Annotated in this window: 12 protein-coding genes and 1 pseudogene; 9 read left to right on the top strand and 4 right to left on the bottom strand. The window is 60.1% G+C overall.

Annotated features, from left to right (window positions below; genetic code table 11):
* Positions 1-60: 60 nt before the first annotated feature.
* From mobV to ABGT73_RS10305, 3 genes are all read left to right on the top strand, one after another.
* The gene (gene mobV, locus ABGT73_RS10315) at positions 61-1,005 is read left to right on the top strand and encodes a MobV family relaxase (RefSeq protein WP_002575862.1); all 945 of its coding nucleotides are present in this window, start codon (positions 61-63) and stop codon (positions 1,003-1,005) included.
* On the top strand, positions 989-1,201 hold the full coding sequence (locus ABGT73_RS10310; RefSeq protein ID WP_002584948.1) for a hypothetical protein: 213 nt from the start codon (positions 989-991) through the stop codon (positions 1,199-1,201). The genes mobV and ABGT73_RS10310 overlap by 17 nt, the downstream gene beginning before the upstream one ends.
* A gap of 94 nt (positions 1,202-1,295) precedes the next feature.
* Positions 1,296-2,807, top strand: a complete 1,512-nt coding sequence (locus ABGT73_RS10305; RefSeq protein ID WP_002575864.1) for a recombinase family protein — start codon at positions 1,296-1,298, stop codon at positions 2,805-2,807.
* Positions 2,808-2,862: 55 nt separating this feature from the next.
* Here the strand turns inward: ABGT73_RS10305 and tnpA are convergent.
* From tnpA to ABGT73_RS10285, 4 genes and pseudogenes are all read right to left on the bottom strand, one after another.
* Positions 2,863-3,213: pseudogene (tnpA, locus tag ABGT73_RS10300) on the bottom strand (IS200/IS605 family transposase); the annotation flags it as partial.
* Positions 3,214-3,407: 194 nt separating this feature from the next.
* Positions 3,408-5,069 carry an acyl-CoA dehydratase activase gene (locus tag ABGT73_RS10295; RefSeq protein ID WP_346669626.1) on the bottom strand — a complete coding sequence of 554 codons (1,662 nt, stop codon included), beginning with the start codon at positions 5,067-5,069 and terminating at the stop codon, positions 3,408-3,410.
* Positions 5,066-6,355 (bottom strand): 2-hydroxyacyl-CoA dehydratase family protein, encoded by a 1,290-nt coding sequence (locus tag ABGT73_RS10290; RefSeq protein WP_346669625.1) that lies wholly within the window; start codon positions 6,353-6,355, stop codon positions 5,066-5,068. Before ABGT73_RS10290 ends, ABGT73_RS10295 begins: the two co-directional genes overlap by 4 nt.
* Positions 6,356-6,559: 204 nt before the next feature.
* Positions 6,560-7,873 carry an MATE family efflux transporter gene (locus ABGT73_RS10285; protein WP_346670327.1) on the bottom strand — a complete coding sequence of 438 codons (1,314 nt, stop codon included), beginning with the start codon at positions 7,871-7,873 and terminating at the stop codon, positions 6,560-6,562.
* Between the two features lie 213 nt (positions 7,874-8,086).
* Here ABGT73_RS10285 and ABGT73_RS10280 point away from each other — a divergent pair, with 213 nt between their 5' ends.
* From ABGT73_RS10280 to ABGT73_RS10255, 6 genes are all read left to right on the top strand, one after another.
* Positions 8,087-9,193 (top strand): ABC transporter ATP-binding protein, encoded by a 1,107-nt coding sequence (locus tag ABGT73_RS10280; protein ID WP_346669624.1) that lies wholly within the window; start codon positions 8,087-8,089, stop codon positions 9,191-9,193.
* A 23-nt stretch (positions 9,194-9,216) separates the two neighbouring features.
* Entirely contained in the window at positions 9,217-10,107 is an 891-nt protein-coding gene (locus ABGT73_RS10275; protein ID WP_346669623.1) for a sugar ABC transporter permease, read from the top strand.
* 13 nt (positions 10,108-10,120) lie between these two features.
* Complete coding sequence (locus ABGT73_RS10270; RefSeq protein WP_346669622.1) at positions 10,121-10,990, top strand: carbohydrate ABC transporter permease; 870 nt, start codon at positions 10,121-10,123, stop codon at positions 10,988-10,990.
* Complete coding sequence (locus tag ABGT73_RS10265; RefSeq protein ID WP_346669621.1) at positions 10,987-12,615, top strand: extracellular solute-binding protein; 1,629 nt, start codon at positions 10,987-10,989, stop codon at positions 12,613-12,615. The genes ABGT73_RS10270 and ABGT73_RS10265 overlap by 4 nt, the downstream gene beginning before the upstream one ends.
* A gap of 73 nt (positions 12,616-12,688) precedes the next feature.
* Positions 12,689-13,519, top strand: coding sequence for a hypothetical protein (locus tag ABGT73_RS10260; protein ID WP_346669620.1), 831 nt, complete (start codon positions 12,689-12,691; stop codon positions 13,517-13,519).
* A gap of 88 nt (positions 13,520-13,607) precedes the next feature.
* Complete coding sequence (locus ABGT73_RS10255; RefSeq protein WP_346669619.1) at positions 13,608-14,420, top strand: MBL fold metallo-hydrolase; 813 nt, start codon at positions 13,608-13,610, stop codon at positions 14,418-14,420.
* The last annotated feature ends 36 nt before the right edge of the window (positions 14,421-14,456 follow it).

The following is a 14,456-nucleotide window of genomic DNA, read 5'->3' as shown; positions in this document are numbered from 1 at the left end:
TCAGAGATATTTTCGGCGGGAAAACCCGCCGGAAAGGAATGGAATGGGGAAAGGAGTTCAATGGCACAACACGCAATTTTGCGATTTGAGAAGCACAAGGGCCACCCGGCGGGGCCGCTGGAAGCCCACCATGAACGGAAAAAGGAGCAGTACGCCAGCAACCCGGACATTGACACCAGCCGGAGCAAGTACAATTTCCACATCGTCAAGCCGGATGGCCGCTACTACCATTTCATTCAGAGCCGCATCGAGCAGGCCAGATGCCGCACCCGCAAGGACAGCACTCGGTTTGTGGACACGCTGATTACCGCCAGCCCGGAGTTTTTCAAGGGCAAGTCCCCAAAGGAGATAGCGGCCTACTTCCAGAGGGCGGCGGACTTCCTCATTGACCGGGTGGGCCGGGAGAACATCGTTTCGGCTATGGTACACATGGATGAAAAAACGCCCCATCTGCACTTGGTCTTTGTGCCGCTGACAAAGGACAACCGCCTGTGCGCCAAAGAAATTATCGGCAACCGGGCCAATCTGACGAAGTGGCAGGACGATTTTCACGCCTGTATGGTGGAGCAGTACCCCGACCTGGAGCGTGGGGAAAGCGCCAGCAAGACGGGCCGGAAGCATATCCCCACCCGGCTGTTCAAACAGGCGGTCAACCTCTCCAAACAGGCGAGGGCCATTGAAGCGGTTCTCTCCGGCATTACCCCGCTGAACGCCGGAAAGAAGAAAGAGGAAGCCCTCTCCATGCTGAAAAAGTGGTTTCCGCAGATGGAGAACTTCTCCGGGCAACTGAAAAAATACAAGGTCACAATCAATGACTTGTTAGCGGAAAATGAAAAGCTGGAAGTCAGGGCAAAGGCCAGCGAAAAAGGCAAGATGAATGACACGATGGAACGGGCGAAGTTAAAAAGCGAACTGGACGATATGCGGCGGCTGGTTGACCGTATCCCGCCGGAGATTTTAGCGGAACTGAAACGGCAACAGCGGCAGCATGGAAAGGAAAGGTGATCTTATAAGTAATATCAGATACAAAAAGGAAATCGAAATCGTGACTTTTCAGGGAAAGGAAATCACACTGGAAAATCTCTCCCCGGTGTTCACGCCGGAACAGGAAGCAGCCAAACGCCGGGAACTGGAACAGCAGCTTTATGAGGTGTTCCGCAAGTACGCCGACAAGCGGGAGAGTGAGGAAGCCGGGACATAAGGTTTTCCAAACCCATCATTGATTTGCGGGGCTGCTGGCGGTATAATAGAACTGTCAGCAGCTCCGTTTCTTTTTTAAGAAAAGGAGCGACAATATGAACAATCGGATAGACGCAATCTATGCAAGACAATCGGTAGACAAAAAGGACAGCATTTCCATTGAAAGCCAGATTGAATTTTGCAAATACGAGTTGAAAGGCGGTAACTGCAAGGAATACACAGACAAAGGGTACAGCGGCAAGAACACAGACCGTCCGAAGTTTCAAGAACTGGTGCGGGACATCAAGCGGGGCTTGATTGCAAAGGTCGTGGTTTACAAGCTCGACCGTATCAGCCGTTCCATTCTGGACTTTGCCAACATGATGGAGCTGTTCCAGCAGTACAATGTGGAGTTTGTGTCCTCTACGGAAAAGTTTGATACCTCCACGCCGATGGGACGGGCCATGCTGAATATCTGTATCGTGTTCGCCCAGCTTGAACGGGAAACGATACAGAAGCGGGTAACGGACGCTTACTACTCCCGCAGTCAGCGGGGCTTTAAGATGGGCGGGAAAGCCCCTTACGGCTTCCATACGGAGCCTATCAAGATGGACGGTATCAACACAAAGAAGCTGGTGGTAAACCCGGAGGAAGCGGCCAATATCCGGCTGATGTTTGAGATGTACGCCCAGCCCACAACTTCCTACGGGGACATTACCCGGTACTTTGCCGAACAGGGGATTTTGTTCCATGGCAAAGAGCTGATACGCCCCACGCTGGCGCAGATGTTACGCAATCCTGTCTATGTGCAGGCAGACCTTGATGTGTACGAATTTTTCAAAAGTCAAGGTACAGTCATTGTCAATGACGTTGCCGATTTTACGGGCATGAACGGCTGCTATCTGTATCAAGGGCGAGATGTAAAGGCCAGCAAGAAAAACGACTTAAAAGACCAAATGCTGGTACTGGCTCCCCATGAGGGTATCGTCCCCTCCGACACCTGGCTGACCTGCCGCAAGAAGCTGATGAACAACATGAAAATCCAGTCTGCCCGGAAAGCCACCCACACATGGCTGGCAGGAAAAATCAAGTGCGGGAATTGCGGGTATGCTCTTATGAGTATCTACAATCCCTCCGGCAAACAGTATCTCCGCTGCACGAAACGGCTGGACAATAAAAGCTGTCCTGGCTGTGGGAAAATCATCACTTCGGAACTGGAAGCGGTTGTTTATCAGCAGATGGTAAAGAAGCTGGCAAGCTACAAGACGCTGACAGGAAAAAAGAAAGCGGCAAAGGCAAACCCGAAAATCACCGCCCTGCAAGTGGAACTTGCCCATGTAGACAGCGAGATTGAAAAGCTGGTGGACAGTCTGACGGGGGCAAACAATGTCCTGTTCTCCTATGTGAATGTGAAGATAGCGGAACTGGACGGGCGCAAGCAGGAACTTCTGGCAAGGATAGCGGAGTTGACTGTGGAGGCCATCAGCCCGGAACAGGTCAGCCAGATTTCCGGCTACCTCGATACCTGGGAGAATGTATCTTTTGATGACAAGCGGCGTGTGGTGGATTTGATGATCACCACCATAGCCGCCACAAGCGACAGCTTGAACATCACATGGAAAATCTGACTGGCGGCACCCCTCCCGTCAGATACCTACCCTGTGTAGTCCCTTGTAAACTGTACTTTCCTGCTGTATCCACATAGTATCCCCTGCACCAGAACTCCCTATTGCGATACTTGAATTTCAGTTCTGGGAATTTCTCGTACAGCATCAGGCTGCTTTTCCCCTTCAGATACCCCATGAAGCTCGAAACCGAATATTTCGGCGGTATCTCGACCAGCATGTGGATATGGTCCGGGCATACTTCTGCTTCCACGATTTTTACCTTCTTCCAGTTGCACAGTGTTCTTAAAATCTCTCCGATTTCTCTGCGCTTCTGGCCGTAGAACACTTTGCGCCGATATTTCGGCGCAAAGACTATGTGGTATTTGCAATTCCAGCTTGTATGCGATAAACTGTTTACGTCGTTCATTTTTGAATGACCTCCCTTTGCTTGTTTGTGCAGTTGGCAGACCGCACTCCTATTATAGCAAAGGGAGTTTTTATTTCACCATGATCGACATAAGTCTTTTTTGGAACCACTCGCCTAGCGAGTGGTTTTCGAGACACAAAAAGGACCTGCTTCTCCAAAGGAAGCAGGTCTTTTGGTATGTTACGGCAAAACCGTTAGTGGGTGCCCACCATGTCCATGGCGAAGAGGGCAGCGCCCAGGGCGCCGCAGAGCTGGGCCTTGTCGCTGACCACCAGGGTGGTGCCCAGCTTTTCTTCCAGCGTCTTGACCAGGCCCTGGTTCTTGGAGACGCCGCCCGTCATCATGTAGCGCTCCGCACCGCCCACGCGCTTGGCCAGGGTGGCGGTCTTGGAAGCCACCGCCTTGTTCAGGCCGTGGACAATATCGTCGGTGGGCTTGTTCTGGGCGATCAGCGAGACCACCTCGGATTCCGCAAACACCGTGCACATGCTGGAGATGGTGATATCTTCCTTATAATGCAGGCCGGCCTTGCTCATCTCGTCCAGATTCATCTCCATGGTGCGGGCCATCATTTCGAGGAAACGGCCGGTGCCGGCGGCACACTTGTCGTTCATGACGAAGTTCTCCACGGCGCCGTTCTCATCCAGCCGGATGACCTTGCTGTCCTGGCCGCCGATGTCGATGACGGTGCGCACGCTGGGGTCCAGGTAATGGGCGCCCCGGGCATGGCAGGTGATCTCGGTGATGCTCTTGTCGCCGTCCTGGATGGCCGTGCGGCCGTAGCCGGTGGTGACGATGGCGTCGATGTCCTCCCGTTTGAGGCCGGCCTGTTCCAGCGCCTGCTCCAGGGCGCGCTCGGCGCCCACGGCGGCACCGGCACCGGTGGGCAGGATCACGCCGGTGACCATCTTTTTGTCCTTGTCCAGAATCACCACGTCGGTGCTGGTGGAACCGCTGTCAATGCCTGCAAAATAGCCTTTTCCCATCTTGATCTCCTTTTCCTCGCCCTGGCTGGGGTCCATGCTCTCGGCAAAGGCCTCCAGACGGGTCAGCAGCTGACCGCTGCTCTGCAGCGTGTAGTCCGATTCAATCTTCAGCAGCGGCACCGCCACGCTCTGCTTGACCTGGGCGTACTCGAAGCTGTAAAAATCGCAGAATTTCACCGTGTGGTAGATGATCCCCTTCAGGTCGGGATCGTTGAAGAGCCGCTTGCGGCCGGTGTTGTCCATCATCCGCATGCAGGGAATCTGGCCCAGCAGCTCGGCGGCATACCACTCCATCAGGGCGTCAAAATCGGCGTCTTCCGGCGGCAGCACTTCGCCCACCGAACGGTTGTGCACACAGGTCTCGTTCTCTACGGGGTAGGGCATGGCACCCTGCACCATCTCGAAGAGCTCCTTGCCCATCCGGGCGCCCAGCACACTGATGTGGGGCCCGCGGGTCTTCTCGGGGGCATGGAAGGCTGCCCGGAAGGCCTTGGCATCAAAGGTGGTGCCCTTGTAGGCCGCGTAGGCCTTGGCCAGCCCCTTCAGCTGGGCTGCCGTGCGCTCCCGGCTGCACTCGCCGCCGCTGTGCAGCATGTCCACGATGTAAAGGAAGTCCAGCTTGCCGCTCTCCTCCAGCACGTCGTAGACGCTGCGGATGGTGTCGCAGCAGTTCACCAGCACCAGCTCGTGGACCTGACCGCTCATGACCGCTTCCAGCAGCGACTTGCCGAAGCCGCAGATGTTGGAATGGGCCAACTGGTCGGCTTTGTCAAATCCCTCCTGCATGCCGTTCAGGTTCTCGCACTGAGCGCCCAGGGCGGTCAGCAGTTCAATGGGGGTGTATTTGCAGACGTAATAGGTCTTGTTCATGCCTTGGCTCCTTCCTCGGTGCGACCCGGTTCGTTCAGCATCTCCAGGAAAGCGCCCAGGCGGGTGGAGGTCTGGCCCTCGCCGCCGTGGCTGCGGTCGCAGCCGTCGCCGTCCAGAATCAGCAGCGGCAGACCCGCTTCCTCAAACTTCTTTTTGGCCAGCTGGGCCGCGCCCAGGGTGTGCTTGCAGCCCCAGTGGTCGAACCACACCACGCCGTCGGCCTTGACCTGCTTGGCGTGGCGGATGCCCGCCTCGATGCGGCGCACCGCGCTGCCGTTGAGGGCATGGTAGACCATACGGTGGGCCATGGCCTCGTAGGGGTGCTCGGGGTCAAAGTCCGGCTCGGACACTTCGCTGAGCTCGCATCCCACGATCTGGGCATCCTCCCGGAAGAGCAGGTCCTCCTTGATGGCGTCCGACCAGAAGGGGATGGTGTGCATCCAGTAGATGCGCTTGCCTTTGGCGGCGGGGGCGAGCTCCACATCTTTCAGCAGCTCGTCCACATAGGCTTCCACCTGGGGAGTGCCCAGCAGGATGTTGTTGGTCATACCGCAGTACAGCGGCGTCACCAGATCGGTAGGCACATACCGGTCGGCCCGCTTCTGCTGATAGGTGCGGTATTTTTCCAGGGTGCGCTTGGAACGGCGCAGCCGCTCCTTCAGCGCTTCCTCGTCGATGGTGCGGCCGGTCTGCTGTTCCAGGAAGGAGGCCAGCGCCCGCAGCTGGGCGGCCACGTATTCCACGTTGTCCTCGTTCTGCTGCATGGGCACGTCGATGGCAAAGGGCTGCACATGGTACAGCTGGCTCAGCGTGCGGAAGGTCAGCAGGTTGGCGTCACAGGTCAGGTTGGTGTAGACAATGCACTTCGGCTTGGGCAGCACGCCCTTCTGCGCCGCACCCAGAAAGGTCTTGTGGTAGCTGCACAGCGTCTCGGAAATGCCGGTGTTCTCGGCCTGCTGCAGAAAGCCGCGCTCCGCCTGGGAACCCGACAGATAGCAGGAAAACGCCTCCACATTGTAGGGGTTGAGGCCCACTTCCTGGAGCATCTCGCAGGGGGTGAAGACGCTGACCATGGCCGAGTGTTCGGGGTCCTGCAGCGGGGCCAGCATGGCGTCCATCATGATGCGGGCCAGCTTGCGGTCGGCGGGCTGCAGGCGTTTGTCGGGGCTGAACCGGTTTTTCAGGTTCTGGGCTTCCCACCCGGTGCGCAGCAGTGTGCGCGCACGCTGGGGGTTCTGGTTGCTCCAGGCCTCCACGGTCCGCCCGAAAGTCTCTACTACTTGCATATTTTTTCCCTCTCTCTACTCTCCGCGCCGGTTCCTGTGCAAAAAAACAGCGGGGCCCCCGGCCGGATACCGACCGGAAAACCCTCGCCCGTTTTCATCGTTACGGTGCTGCTGTACAGGATGCGCTCATCCTATAATACACCCGCTGCAGCGTAAAATCAATGGATTTTTTGTACAGTTCTTGTGGTTGTGTCTGTCGAAAAATTAGGCCGGATGCTGCTGTGCCCCGCCGCCGGGAGCGGGCATGGGGCAGTGGGTCAGGTACCAGGCGAAGAGCAGCGAGCTGATGGCCCAGGTGATGGGGTAGGCCCAGAAGACCACCGAAATCTGGGGGATAAAGTGCACCGTGATGGTGATGTAGGTGATGCGCAGGGCACACCATATGGCCAGCATGATGACCATGGGCACCACGGGGCGTCCCAGGCCCCGCAGGATGCCGGCGCAGCAGTGGCTGAAGGCCAGCAGGCAGTAGAACAGCGAGACGGTGCGCGCCTGCTGCACGCCGAAGGCGACCACGTCTGCCTCGCCGCTGAAGGCGCCGATGAAGATGGGGGCCATGGTGAACATGGCCAGACCCACGCATTCTGCCAGCAGGCAGGAACAGACGATGCCGAACCGCATGCCGCGGCGCACCCGGGGCAGCTGCCCGGCGCCGATGTTCTGGCTGACGAAGGTGGCCAGCGCCATGGAGAAGCAGGTCACCGGCAGGAAGACGAAGCCCTCCACCTTGCTGTAGGCGCCACAGCCGGCCATGGCGTTGGCGCCGAAGGCATTGATGTTGGCCTGGACGATGACGTTGGCGATGGAGATTACCGAGTTCTGCACGCCGGAGGGCACGCCCTGGGCCACCACGGCCCGCAGGGTGGCGGGATGGAAGCGCACCTGGCGCCACCGCACGCCGTAGGCCTCCTTGGTCAGGGTCAGCTTGCGGAAGGCCAGCCCGGCGCTGACCGTCTGGGAGATAATGGTGGCGAAGGCCGCGCCGCCCACCCCCATATGGAGCCCTGCGATGAACCACAGGTCCAGGATGACGTTGAGGATGGAGGCGGTGATGAGGTAGCGCATGGGACTGCGGCTGTCGCCCACCGACTGCAGGATGCTGGCGCCCATATTGTACATGACCACGGCCAGCGAGCCCATGAAGTAGACCCGGAAGTAGATGATGGAGTTGGGCAGGACGTTTTCGGGGGTGTCCATCCAGCGCAGGATCTGGGGGGTGAGCAGCACGCCCACCACGCTGAGCACCACGCCGGCGGTGATTCCCAGGGCCACCGTGGTGTGGACGGCCCGGCGGAGGGCGGCGTCGTCCTTGGCGCCGTAGTGGCGGGCCACCAGCACGCCGGCGCCCAGGCTGACGCCGTTCACAAAGCCGGTGAGCAGAAAAATCAGGCTGCCGGAGGAACCCACGGCCGCCAGGGCGTCGCCGCCCAGAAAGTTGCCCACGATCAGCGAATCCACCGCGTTGTAGAGCTGCTGGAACAGATTGCTGAAAAAGATGGGCACCGCAAACACAAGCATACCCCTGGCCACGTTGCCGCTGGTCAGGGAAACGTTTTTCTCAAACACGTTTTTTCCCACACCTTTGTCTTGTATAATTTCTCTCCTATCCTACGCGCCCGGGGGCGCAGTGTCAAGGAGGAAACGGGCAAAAACAGGACAAAGCCTTGTGGAACGGCTCGAAACCCTGTATAATAAAGGCTAAAATGCAAAAGCACAGGGGAGATGGAGTGCATGAATATTCAGTTGCAGGACCTCACCAAGCGCTTCCCGGCCCGGGGCCGGAAAGCCCGCGGCGAAGTCACGGCGGTGGACAAACTCACCTTTGAAGTGCCGGACGGGCTGCTGGTGGGTCTGCTGGGACCGTCGGGCTGCGGCAAGAGCACGACGCTGAACATGATCTGCGGGCTGGAGACCCCCACCGAGGGCAGGATCCTCTTCGGCGTGGAGGACGTGACCAGCCTGCCGCCCGAGCTGCGTGGGGTGGGGATGGTCTTCCAGAACTACGCCCTTTATCCGCACCTGACGGTATTGCAGAACATCACCTTCCCGCTGGAAAACCTGAAGGGCGCCCAGAAACTCTCCAGGGCCGAGATGCGCCGCCGTGCCCAGGAGGCCGCGGCCCTCGTCCAGATCGAGGAGCTGCTGGACCGCAAGCCCAAGGAACTCTCGGGTGGCCAGCAGCAGCGTGTGGCCATCGCCCGGGCGCTGGTCAAGATGCCCAAGGTGCTGCTGCTGGACGAGCCCCTCTCCAACCTGGACGCCCGGCTGCGGCTGCAGACCCGGGAGGAGATCTGCAAGATCCAGAAAAAGACCGGCATCACCACGCTGTTCGTCACCCATGACCAGGAGGAGGCTATGAGCATCTCGGACCGCATCGTGGTGATGAAGGACGGCCTGCTCATGCAGCAGGGCAAACCCCAGCAGGTCTACGACGACCCGGCCAACCTGTTTGTGGCCAAATTCCTGGGCACGCCGCCCATCAATGTGTTTGAGGGCAATGTTCAGAAGGGCCGGCTGTTGCTGGCTGGACAGGATGCGCTGGCGGTGCCCGGTGCGCCGGACGGCACCGTCTGGGTGGGCATCCGACCCGAGGGCTTCACCCCCGACCCCAACGGCCCGGTGGTGTGCGGGCTCTCCCGGGTGGAGGTGCTGGGCCGGGATGTGAGCATCGTCTGCACCCACCCCGCCTGCGTGACCGACACGCTGCGGGCCATCGTCAACGCCCGCCACGACGTGGACGGCACCTCCGATACCGTCCGTTTTGCCCTGCACCCCGACAAGGTGTTCCTCTTCGACCATGACACCGAGGCGCGCATCCGCTTCGGCGCCGGGGTCTGAGTGCCGGAAGGAGGGAACTGTCCATGCATCGCAAACTCAACAAGGCGTGGCTTTACCTGCTGCCGTCCCTGGTGCTGCTGGCGGCGTTTCTGGTCTACCCCCTCATCGACGTGCTGGTCTACTCGGGGGAGGAGGGCTTCAACTTCGCCTCCCAGACCTACTTCGGGGTGGGCCTTTATAACTACAGCTATGTGCTCCACGACCCCTACTTCCTGCAGGCGGTGGAGAATACCTTTGTCCTGGTCATCATCACGGTGCCCGTCTCCACCTGTCTGGCACTGCTGATCTCTGCGGGGCTCAGCTCGATAAAACCCCTGCGCAAACTCTACCAGACCGTCTACTTCCTGCCCTACGTCACCAATACGCTGGCGGTGGGCCTTGTCTTCATGGTGCTCTTCCAGAAGACCGAGTACACCGACGGTCTTGTGAACCTGATGCTCCGCTGGTTCGGCGCCGGGCCCATCGACTTCATCAACGGTCCCCACTGGGCCAAGATGTTCGTGCTCTGCTTCTACACCATCTGGGTGGTCATGCCCTTTAAGATTCTCGTGCTCACCGGCGCGCTGGCCTCGGTGAACCAGGACTACTACAAGGCCGCCCGGGTGGACGGCACCTCCCGGCGGCGGATCTTCTTCCGCATCACGCTGCCGCTGATCTCCCCCATGATCGTCTACCTGGTCATCACCGGCTTCATCGGCGCCTTCAAGGCCTACAGCGACGCGGTGGCCCTCTTCGGCACCGACCTGAACGCTGCGGGCATGAACACCATCGTGGGCTATGTCTACGACATGCTCTACGGCGACAGCGGCGGCTACCCGTCCTACGCTTCGGCGGCGGCCATCATCCTCTTCGTCATCGTCCTCACCATCACCTGCATCAACCTGCTGGTCACCCGCCGGCAGCTGCGCGACTAAGGAGGCTTTCACTATGTCGGAAGATTTTGAAGCCAGGCGCCGCGCGGCGGACCGCAAAGCGGGGCTGCGCAAGGCGCTGACCTACCTGGGGCTCAGCATCTGGGCCGTGGTGGTGCTCTTTCCCTTTTACTGGATGGTGCTCACCTCGCTGAAAAGCTACGGCGCCTACAACTCGGAGCATACGCCCCGGTTCTTTACGCTGGCCCCTACTCTCGAAAACTACCAGCAGGCCTTCACGGCGGTGCCGCTGGGGGGCTATCTGCTCAATACGCTGATCTTCGCCCTCATCACCACGGCGGCCATGGTCATCGTCAGCACGCTGGCGGCCTACGCCTTTGCCCGGCTGGAGTTCCGGGGCAAGAACCTGCTCTTCGGGGCCTTCCTGTCCCTGATGATGATCCCCAGCGAACTGGTGGTCATCACCAACTATGTGACCATCACCAACCTGGACCTGCGCAACACCTTCACCGGCCTGATCCTGCCCTCCATCACCTCCATTTTCTATATCTACCTGCTGAAAGAGAGCTTCGAGCAGGTGCCCGATGAACTCTACCGGGCGGCCAAGGTGGACGGCACCTCGGATCTCAAATACCTGTGGAAGGTGATGATCCCCATCTGCCGGCCCACCATCGTCACGGTGACGATCTTGAAGCTCATCGAGTGCTGGAACTCCTACGTCTGGCCGCGGCTTGTCACCGACGACCAGGCCTACTTCCTGGTCTCCAACGGCATCCAGCAGATCCGGGAGGAGGGCTTCGGCCGGGAGAACATCCCCGCCATGATGGCCGCCGTGGTGGTCATCTCGGTGCCGCTGGTGGCGCTCTTCCTGGCGTTCCGCAACAAGATCATGGAGGGCGCGTCCCGGGGAGGCATCAAAGGATGAAAAAGTTTATATCCCTCTGCGCGGCGGCGCTGCTGGCGGGGTCGCTGGTGCTCTCGGGCTGCCACGGCCGCCGGGAACAGGCAGCCTTCGCGGTGCCGGATTCCTTCGACACCTCCAAAAACTACGAGGTGGTCTTCTGGGCCAAGAACGATACCAACAAGACCCAGACCGATATCTACAAACAGGCCATCGCCGACTTCCAGCAGCTTTACCCCAACATCACGGTGACGCTGCGCCTCTACACCGACTACGGCGACATCTATAACGATGTCATCACCAACATTTCCACCGGCACCACCCCCAACGTCTGCATCACCTATCCCGACCACATCGCCACCTACCTAACCGGCAACAACGTGGTGGTGCCGCTGGACGACCTCTTCGCCGACGAGCACTACGGCCTGGGCGGCGACGAGCTGCTCTACGACGGGCCCTCCCGGGAGGAGATGGTGCCCCAGTTCCTGGAGGAGTGCAAACTGGGCGGGTCCTACTATGCCATTCCCTACATGCGCTCCACCGAGGCCTGCTACATCAACAAGGACTTTGTGGAGGCCCTGGGGTATGAGGTGCCCGACGTGCTGACCTGGGATTTCGTCTGGGAGGTGTCCGAGGCGGCGGCCGCCACCAAGGGGGCCGACGGCGTCTACAGCCTCAACGGCCAGAAGGTGCTGATCCCCTTCCTCTACAAATCCACTGACAACATGATGATCCAGATGCTGCGCCAGAAGGGGGCGGGCTACTCCACCTCCACCGGCGACATCCAGCTATTCAACGACACGACGACCCAGCTGCTGGAGGGCATCGCCGCCCACACGGCCAGCGGGGCCTTCTCCACCTTCAAAATTTCCGGCTATCCGGCCAACTTCCTCAACGCCGGACAGTGCGTCTTTGCGGTGGACTCCACCGCCGGCTCCACCTGGATGGGCAGCGATGCGCCGCTGATGGACATTGCCGCTGACGAGGTGGTCCCCTTTGACACCGAGGTGCGGATGATTCCCCAGTTTGACCCCGAACATCCCCAGATGATCTCCCAGGGCCCCTCCATCTGCATCTTCAACAAGGACGACCCCCAGGAGGTGCTGGCCTCCTGGCTGTTCGCCCAGTATCTGCTCACCAATGATGTGCAGATCGCCTACTCCGAAACGGAGGGCTACGTGCCGGTGACCACCAAGGCCCAGGCCGACCCCGCCTACCAGGACTACCTGAGCCGGGCAGGGGAGGACAACAACACCCACTACCAGGTGAAGATGGACGCCGTGCAGCTGCTGCTGGACCATCTGGACGACACCTTTGTGACGGCAGTCTTCAACGGGTCGGCCTCGCTGCGGGATGCGGCGGGCCAGCTCATTGAGGATGTGACCAAGTCGGTGCGGCGCAGCCAGACGGTGGACGACGCCTACATCCAGGCGCTCTACGCCGACACCCAGTCGCTGTACCATCTGGACGCGTTTTCCCCCTCGGGGGGCAAGGCCGATCTGGGCCCGCTGCCCGGCACGGCCGTGGCGCTGCTGGCGGGCCTGGCCGCCGCCTGGATCCTCATGCTGGCCTATGTGGCCTGGCAGGCGGTGCGCCGCCGCAGCGCCCAAAAGGCGCAAAAACGCCTTGATGGGGGCAAAAAAGGTTGATTTTCCGGCCCGTTGCGGTATAATAGCTAGGAGGTTGCGCCTGAACGCAACCCGTTTAAGGAGGATATTGAACATGAAAAAAATTCTGTCTGTGCTGATGGCACTGGGCATGACCTTCTCGCTCGCCGCCTGTGCGGGCAGCACTTCGTCTTCCAGCGAAGCTGCTTCCGAGTCTGCGTCTGCCTCCTCTGCCGTCGAGTCCGAGGCTGTTTCTTCCGAAGCCGCCACTTCCGAGGCCGCCGCGTCCGGCACCGTGCTGAGCCATGAGGAGTACATGGCCGCCGATCTGGACACCGAGGTCACCATCGAAGCCTACGTCCAGGCCAAGCAGTCCTGGTACGCCGAGCAGGCCACCGCCACCGTCTATCTGCAGGATCAGGACGGCGCCTACTTCGCCTACGACATGGCCTGCTCCGAGGAGGACTACGACAAGCTGACCCCCGGCACCTGCATCCGCGTCACCGGCTACAAGAGCGAGTGGAGCGGTGAGGTGGAAATCACCGACGGCACCTTCGAGTTTGTGGACGGCGCCGACACCTTCGTGGCGGAGCCTCTGGATGTCACCGAGCTGCTGGGCAGCGATGAACTCATCGACCATCAGAACGAGCTGGTCAGCTTCAAGGGCCTGACCGTGGAGCCCAGCACCGACGCCAACGGCGCCGAGGCTGCCTTCCTGTACAACTACGACGGTTCCGGCACGGACGGCGATGACCTGTACTTCAACGCCTCCTACAATGGCCAGACCTACACCTTCACCATCGAGAGCTACCTCTGCGACAACACCACCGAGGTCTACCAGGCGGTGAAGAACCTGCAGGTGGGCCAGACCATCGATATGGAAGGCTTCCTGTACTGGTACGAGGGCGTCAACCCCCACATCACTTCGGTCACCGTCACCGGCTGATCGGAAAAAGCGCGATCTTTCGGGCGGCACAGCTTGGGCTGTGCCGCCTTTTGTGTTATACTGGAACCAAAAACGGGAGGAAAGGACCATGCGGATCATCACGCTCATCGAGAACACCCCCGGCGCGCCGGGGTGCGCCCATGAACACGGGCTGAGTCTCTACATCGAGACCACCCGCCACAGACTGCTGCTGGACACCGGTGCCACCGGCGCCTTTGCGGACAATGCCGCCGCCCTGGGACTGGACCTCTCCCGGGTGGATACGGTGGTGCTCAGCCACGGCCACTACGACCACGCCGGGGGCCTCTTGCGCCTGGCGGAACTGGCGCCCCGGGCGCAGATCTATATGCAGCGGGGGGCAGCGGGGGACTTCTACCACGGTGACCGCTATATCGGCATCGACAAAGCTATCCTGCAGCTGCCCAACCTGCATCTGCTGGAGGGCGACTGCCGTCTGGATGAGGAGCTTTTCCTCTTCACCGGCATTACGGGGCGGCGCTTCTGGCCGGAAAGCAACCGGGAACTGCAGGCAGCGGCCCCCGACGGCCGCCTGGTGCAGGACGATTTTTCCCACGAACAGTGCCTGGTCATCTCCCTGAACGGGCAGCATGTCCTGCTGTCGGGCTGCGCCCACAACGGCATCCTCAACATTCTGGACCGCTACCGGGAACTGTTCGGCGGCGACCCCGATGTGGCGGTCAGCGGTTTTCATATGAAGCAGGCCGATCCCTACACGCCGGAACAGTGGCAGATCATCGAGGCCACCGGCCGGGCGCTGCAAGGGTATCACACCCGGTTCTTCACCGGCCACTGCACCGGCAAGCCCGCCCAGGAGCGGCTGCTGGAAATTCTGGGGGATCAGCTGCAGCCGCTGCACAGCGGGATGCCGCTGGACCTGTGAGCCGGGAGGAAAGCAAAATGGACCGCGCCCAGAGCT

This window comes from uncultured Subdoligranulum sp. (genome assembly GCF_963931595.1).
Lineage (GTDB): Bacteria > Bacillota > Clostridia > Oscillospirales > Ruminococcaceae > Gemmiger.
This window is presented reverse-complemented; position numbering and strand designations above follow the sequence as displayed.

What these genes read in the sequence shown, in the direction of transcription:
- mobV (WP_002575862.1), top strand. Translation starts at nt 61, where the DNA reads ATGGCACAACACGCAATTTTGCGATTTGAGAAGCACAAGGGCCACCCG.
- ABGT73_RS10310 (WP_002584948.1), top strand. Translation starts at nt 989, where the DNA reads ATGGAAAGGAAAGGTGATCTTATAAGTAATATCAGATACAAAAAGGAA.
- ABGT73_RS10305 (WP_002575864.1), top strand. Translation starts at nt 1,296, where the DNA reads ATGAACAATCGGATAGACGCAATCTATGCAAGACAATCGGTAGACAAA.
- ABGT73_RS10295 (WP_346669626.1), bottom strand. Translation starts at nt 5,069, where the DNA reads ATGAACAAGACCTATTACGTCTGCAAATACACCCCCATTGAACTGCTG.
- ABGT73_RS10290 (WP_346669625.1), bottom strand. Translation starts at nt 6,355, where the DNA reads ATGCAAGTAGTAGAGACTTTCGGGCGGACCGTGGAGGCCTGGAGCAAC.
- ABGT73_RS10285 (WP_346670327.1), bottom strand. Translation starts at nt 7,873, where the DNA reads ATGCTTGTGTTTGCGGTGCCCATCTTTTTCAGCAATCTGTTCCAGCAG.
- ABGT73_RS10280 (WP_346669624.1), top strand. Translation starts at nt 8,087, where the DNA reads ATGAATATTCAGTTGCAGGACCTCACCAAGCGCTTCCCGGCCCGGGGC.
- ABGT73_RS10275 (WP_346669623.1), top strand. Translation starts at nt 9,217, where the DNA reads ATGCATCGCAAACTCAACAAGGCGTGGCTTTACCTGCTGCCGTCCCTG.
- ABGT73_RS10270 (WP_346669622.1), top strand. Translation starts at nt 10,121, where the DNA reads ATGTCGGAAGATTTTGAAGCCAGGCGCCGCGCGGCGGACCGCAAAGCG.
- ABGT73_RS10265 (WP_346669621.1), top strand. Translation starts at nt 10,987, where the DNA reads ATGAAAAAGTTTATATCCCTCTGCGCGGCGGCGCTGCTGGCGGGGTCG.
- ABGT73_RS10260 (WP_346669620.1), top strand. Translation starts at nt 12,689, where the DNA reads ATGAAAAAAATTCTGTCTGTGCTGATGGCACTGGGCATGACCTTCTCG.
- ABGT73_RS10255 (WP_346669619.1), top strand. Translation starts at nt 13,608, where the DNA reads ATGCGGATCATCACGCTCATCGAGAACACCCCCGGCGCGCCGGGGTGC.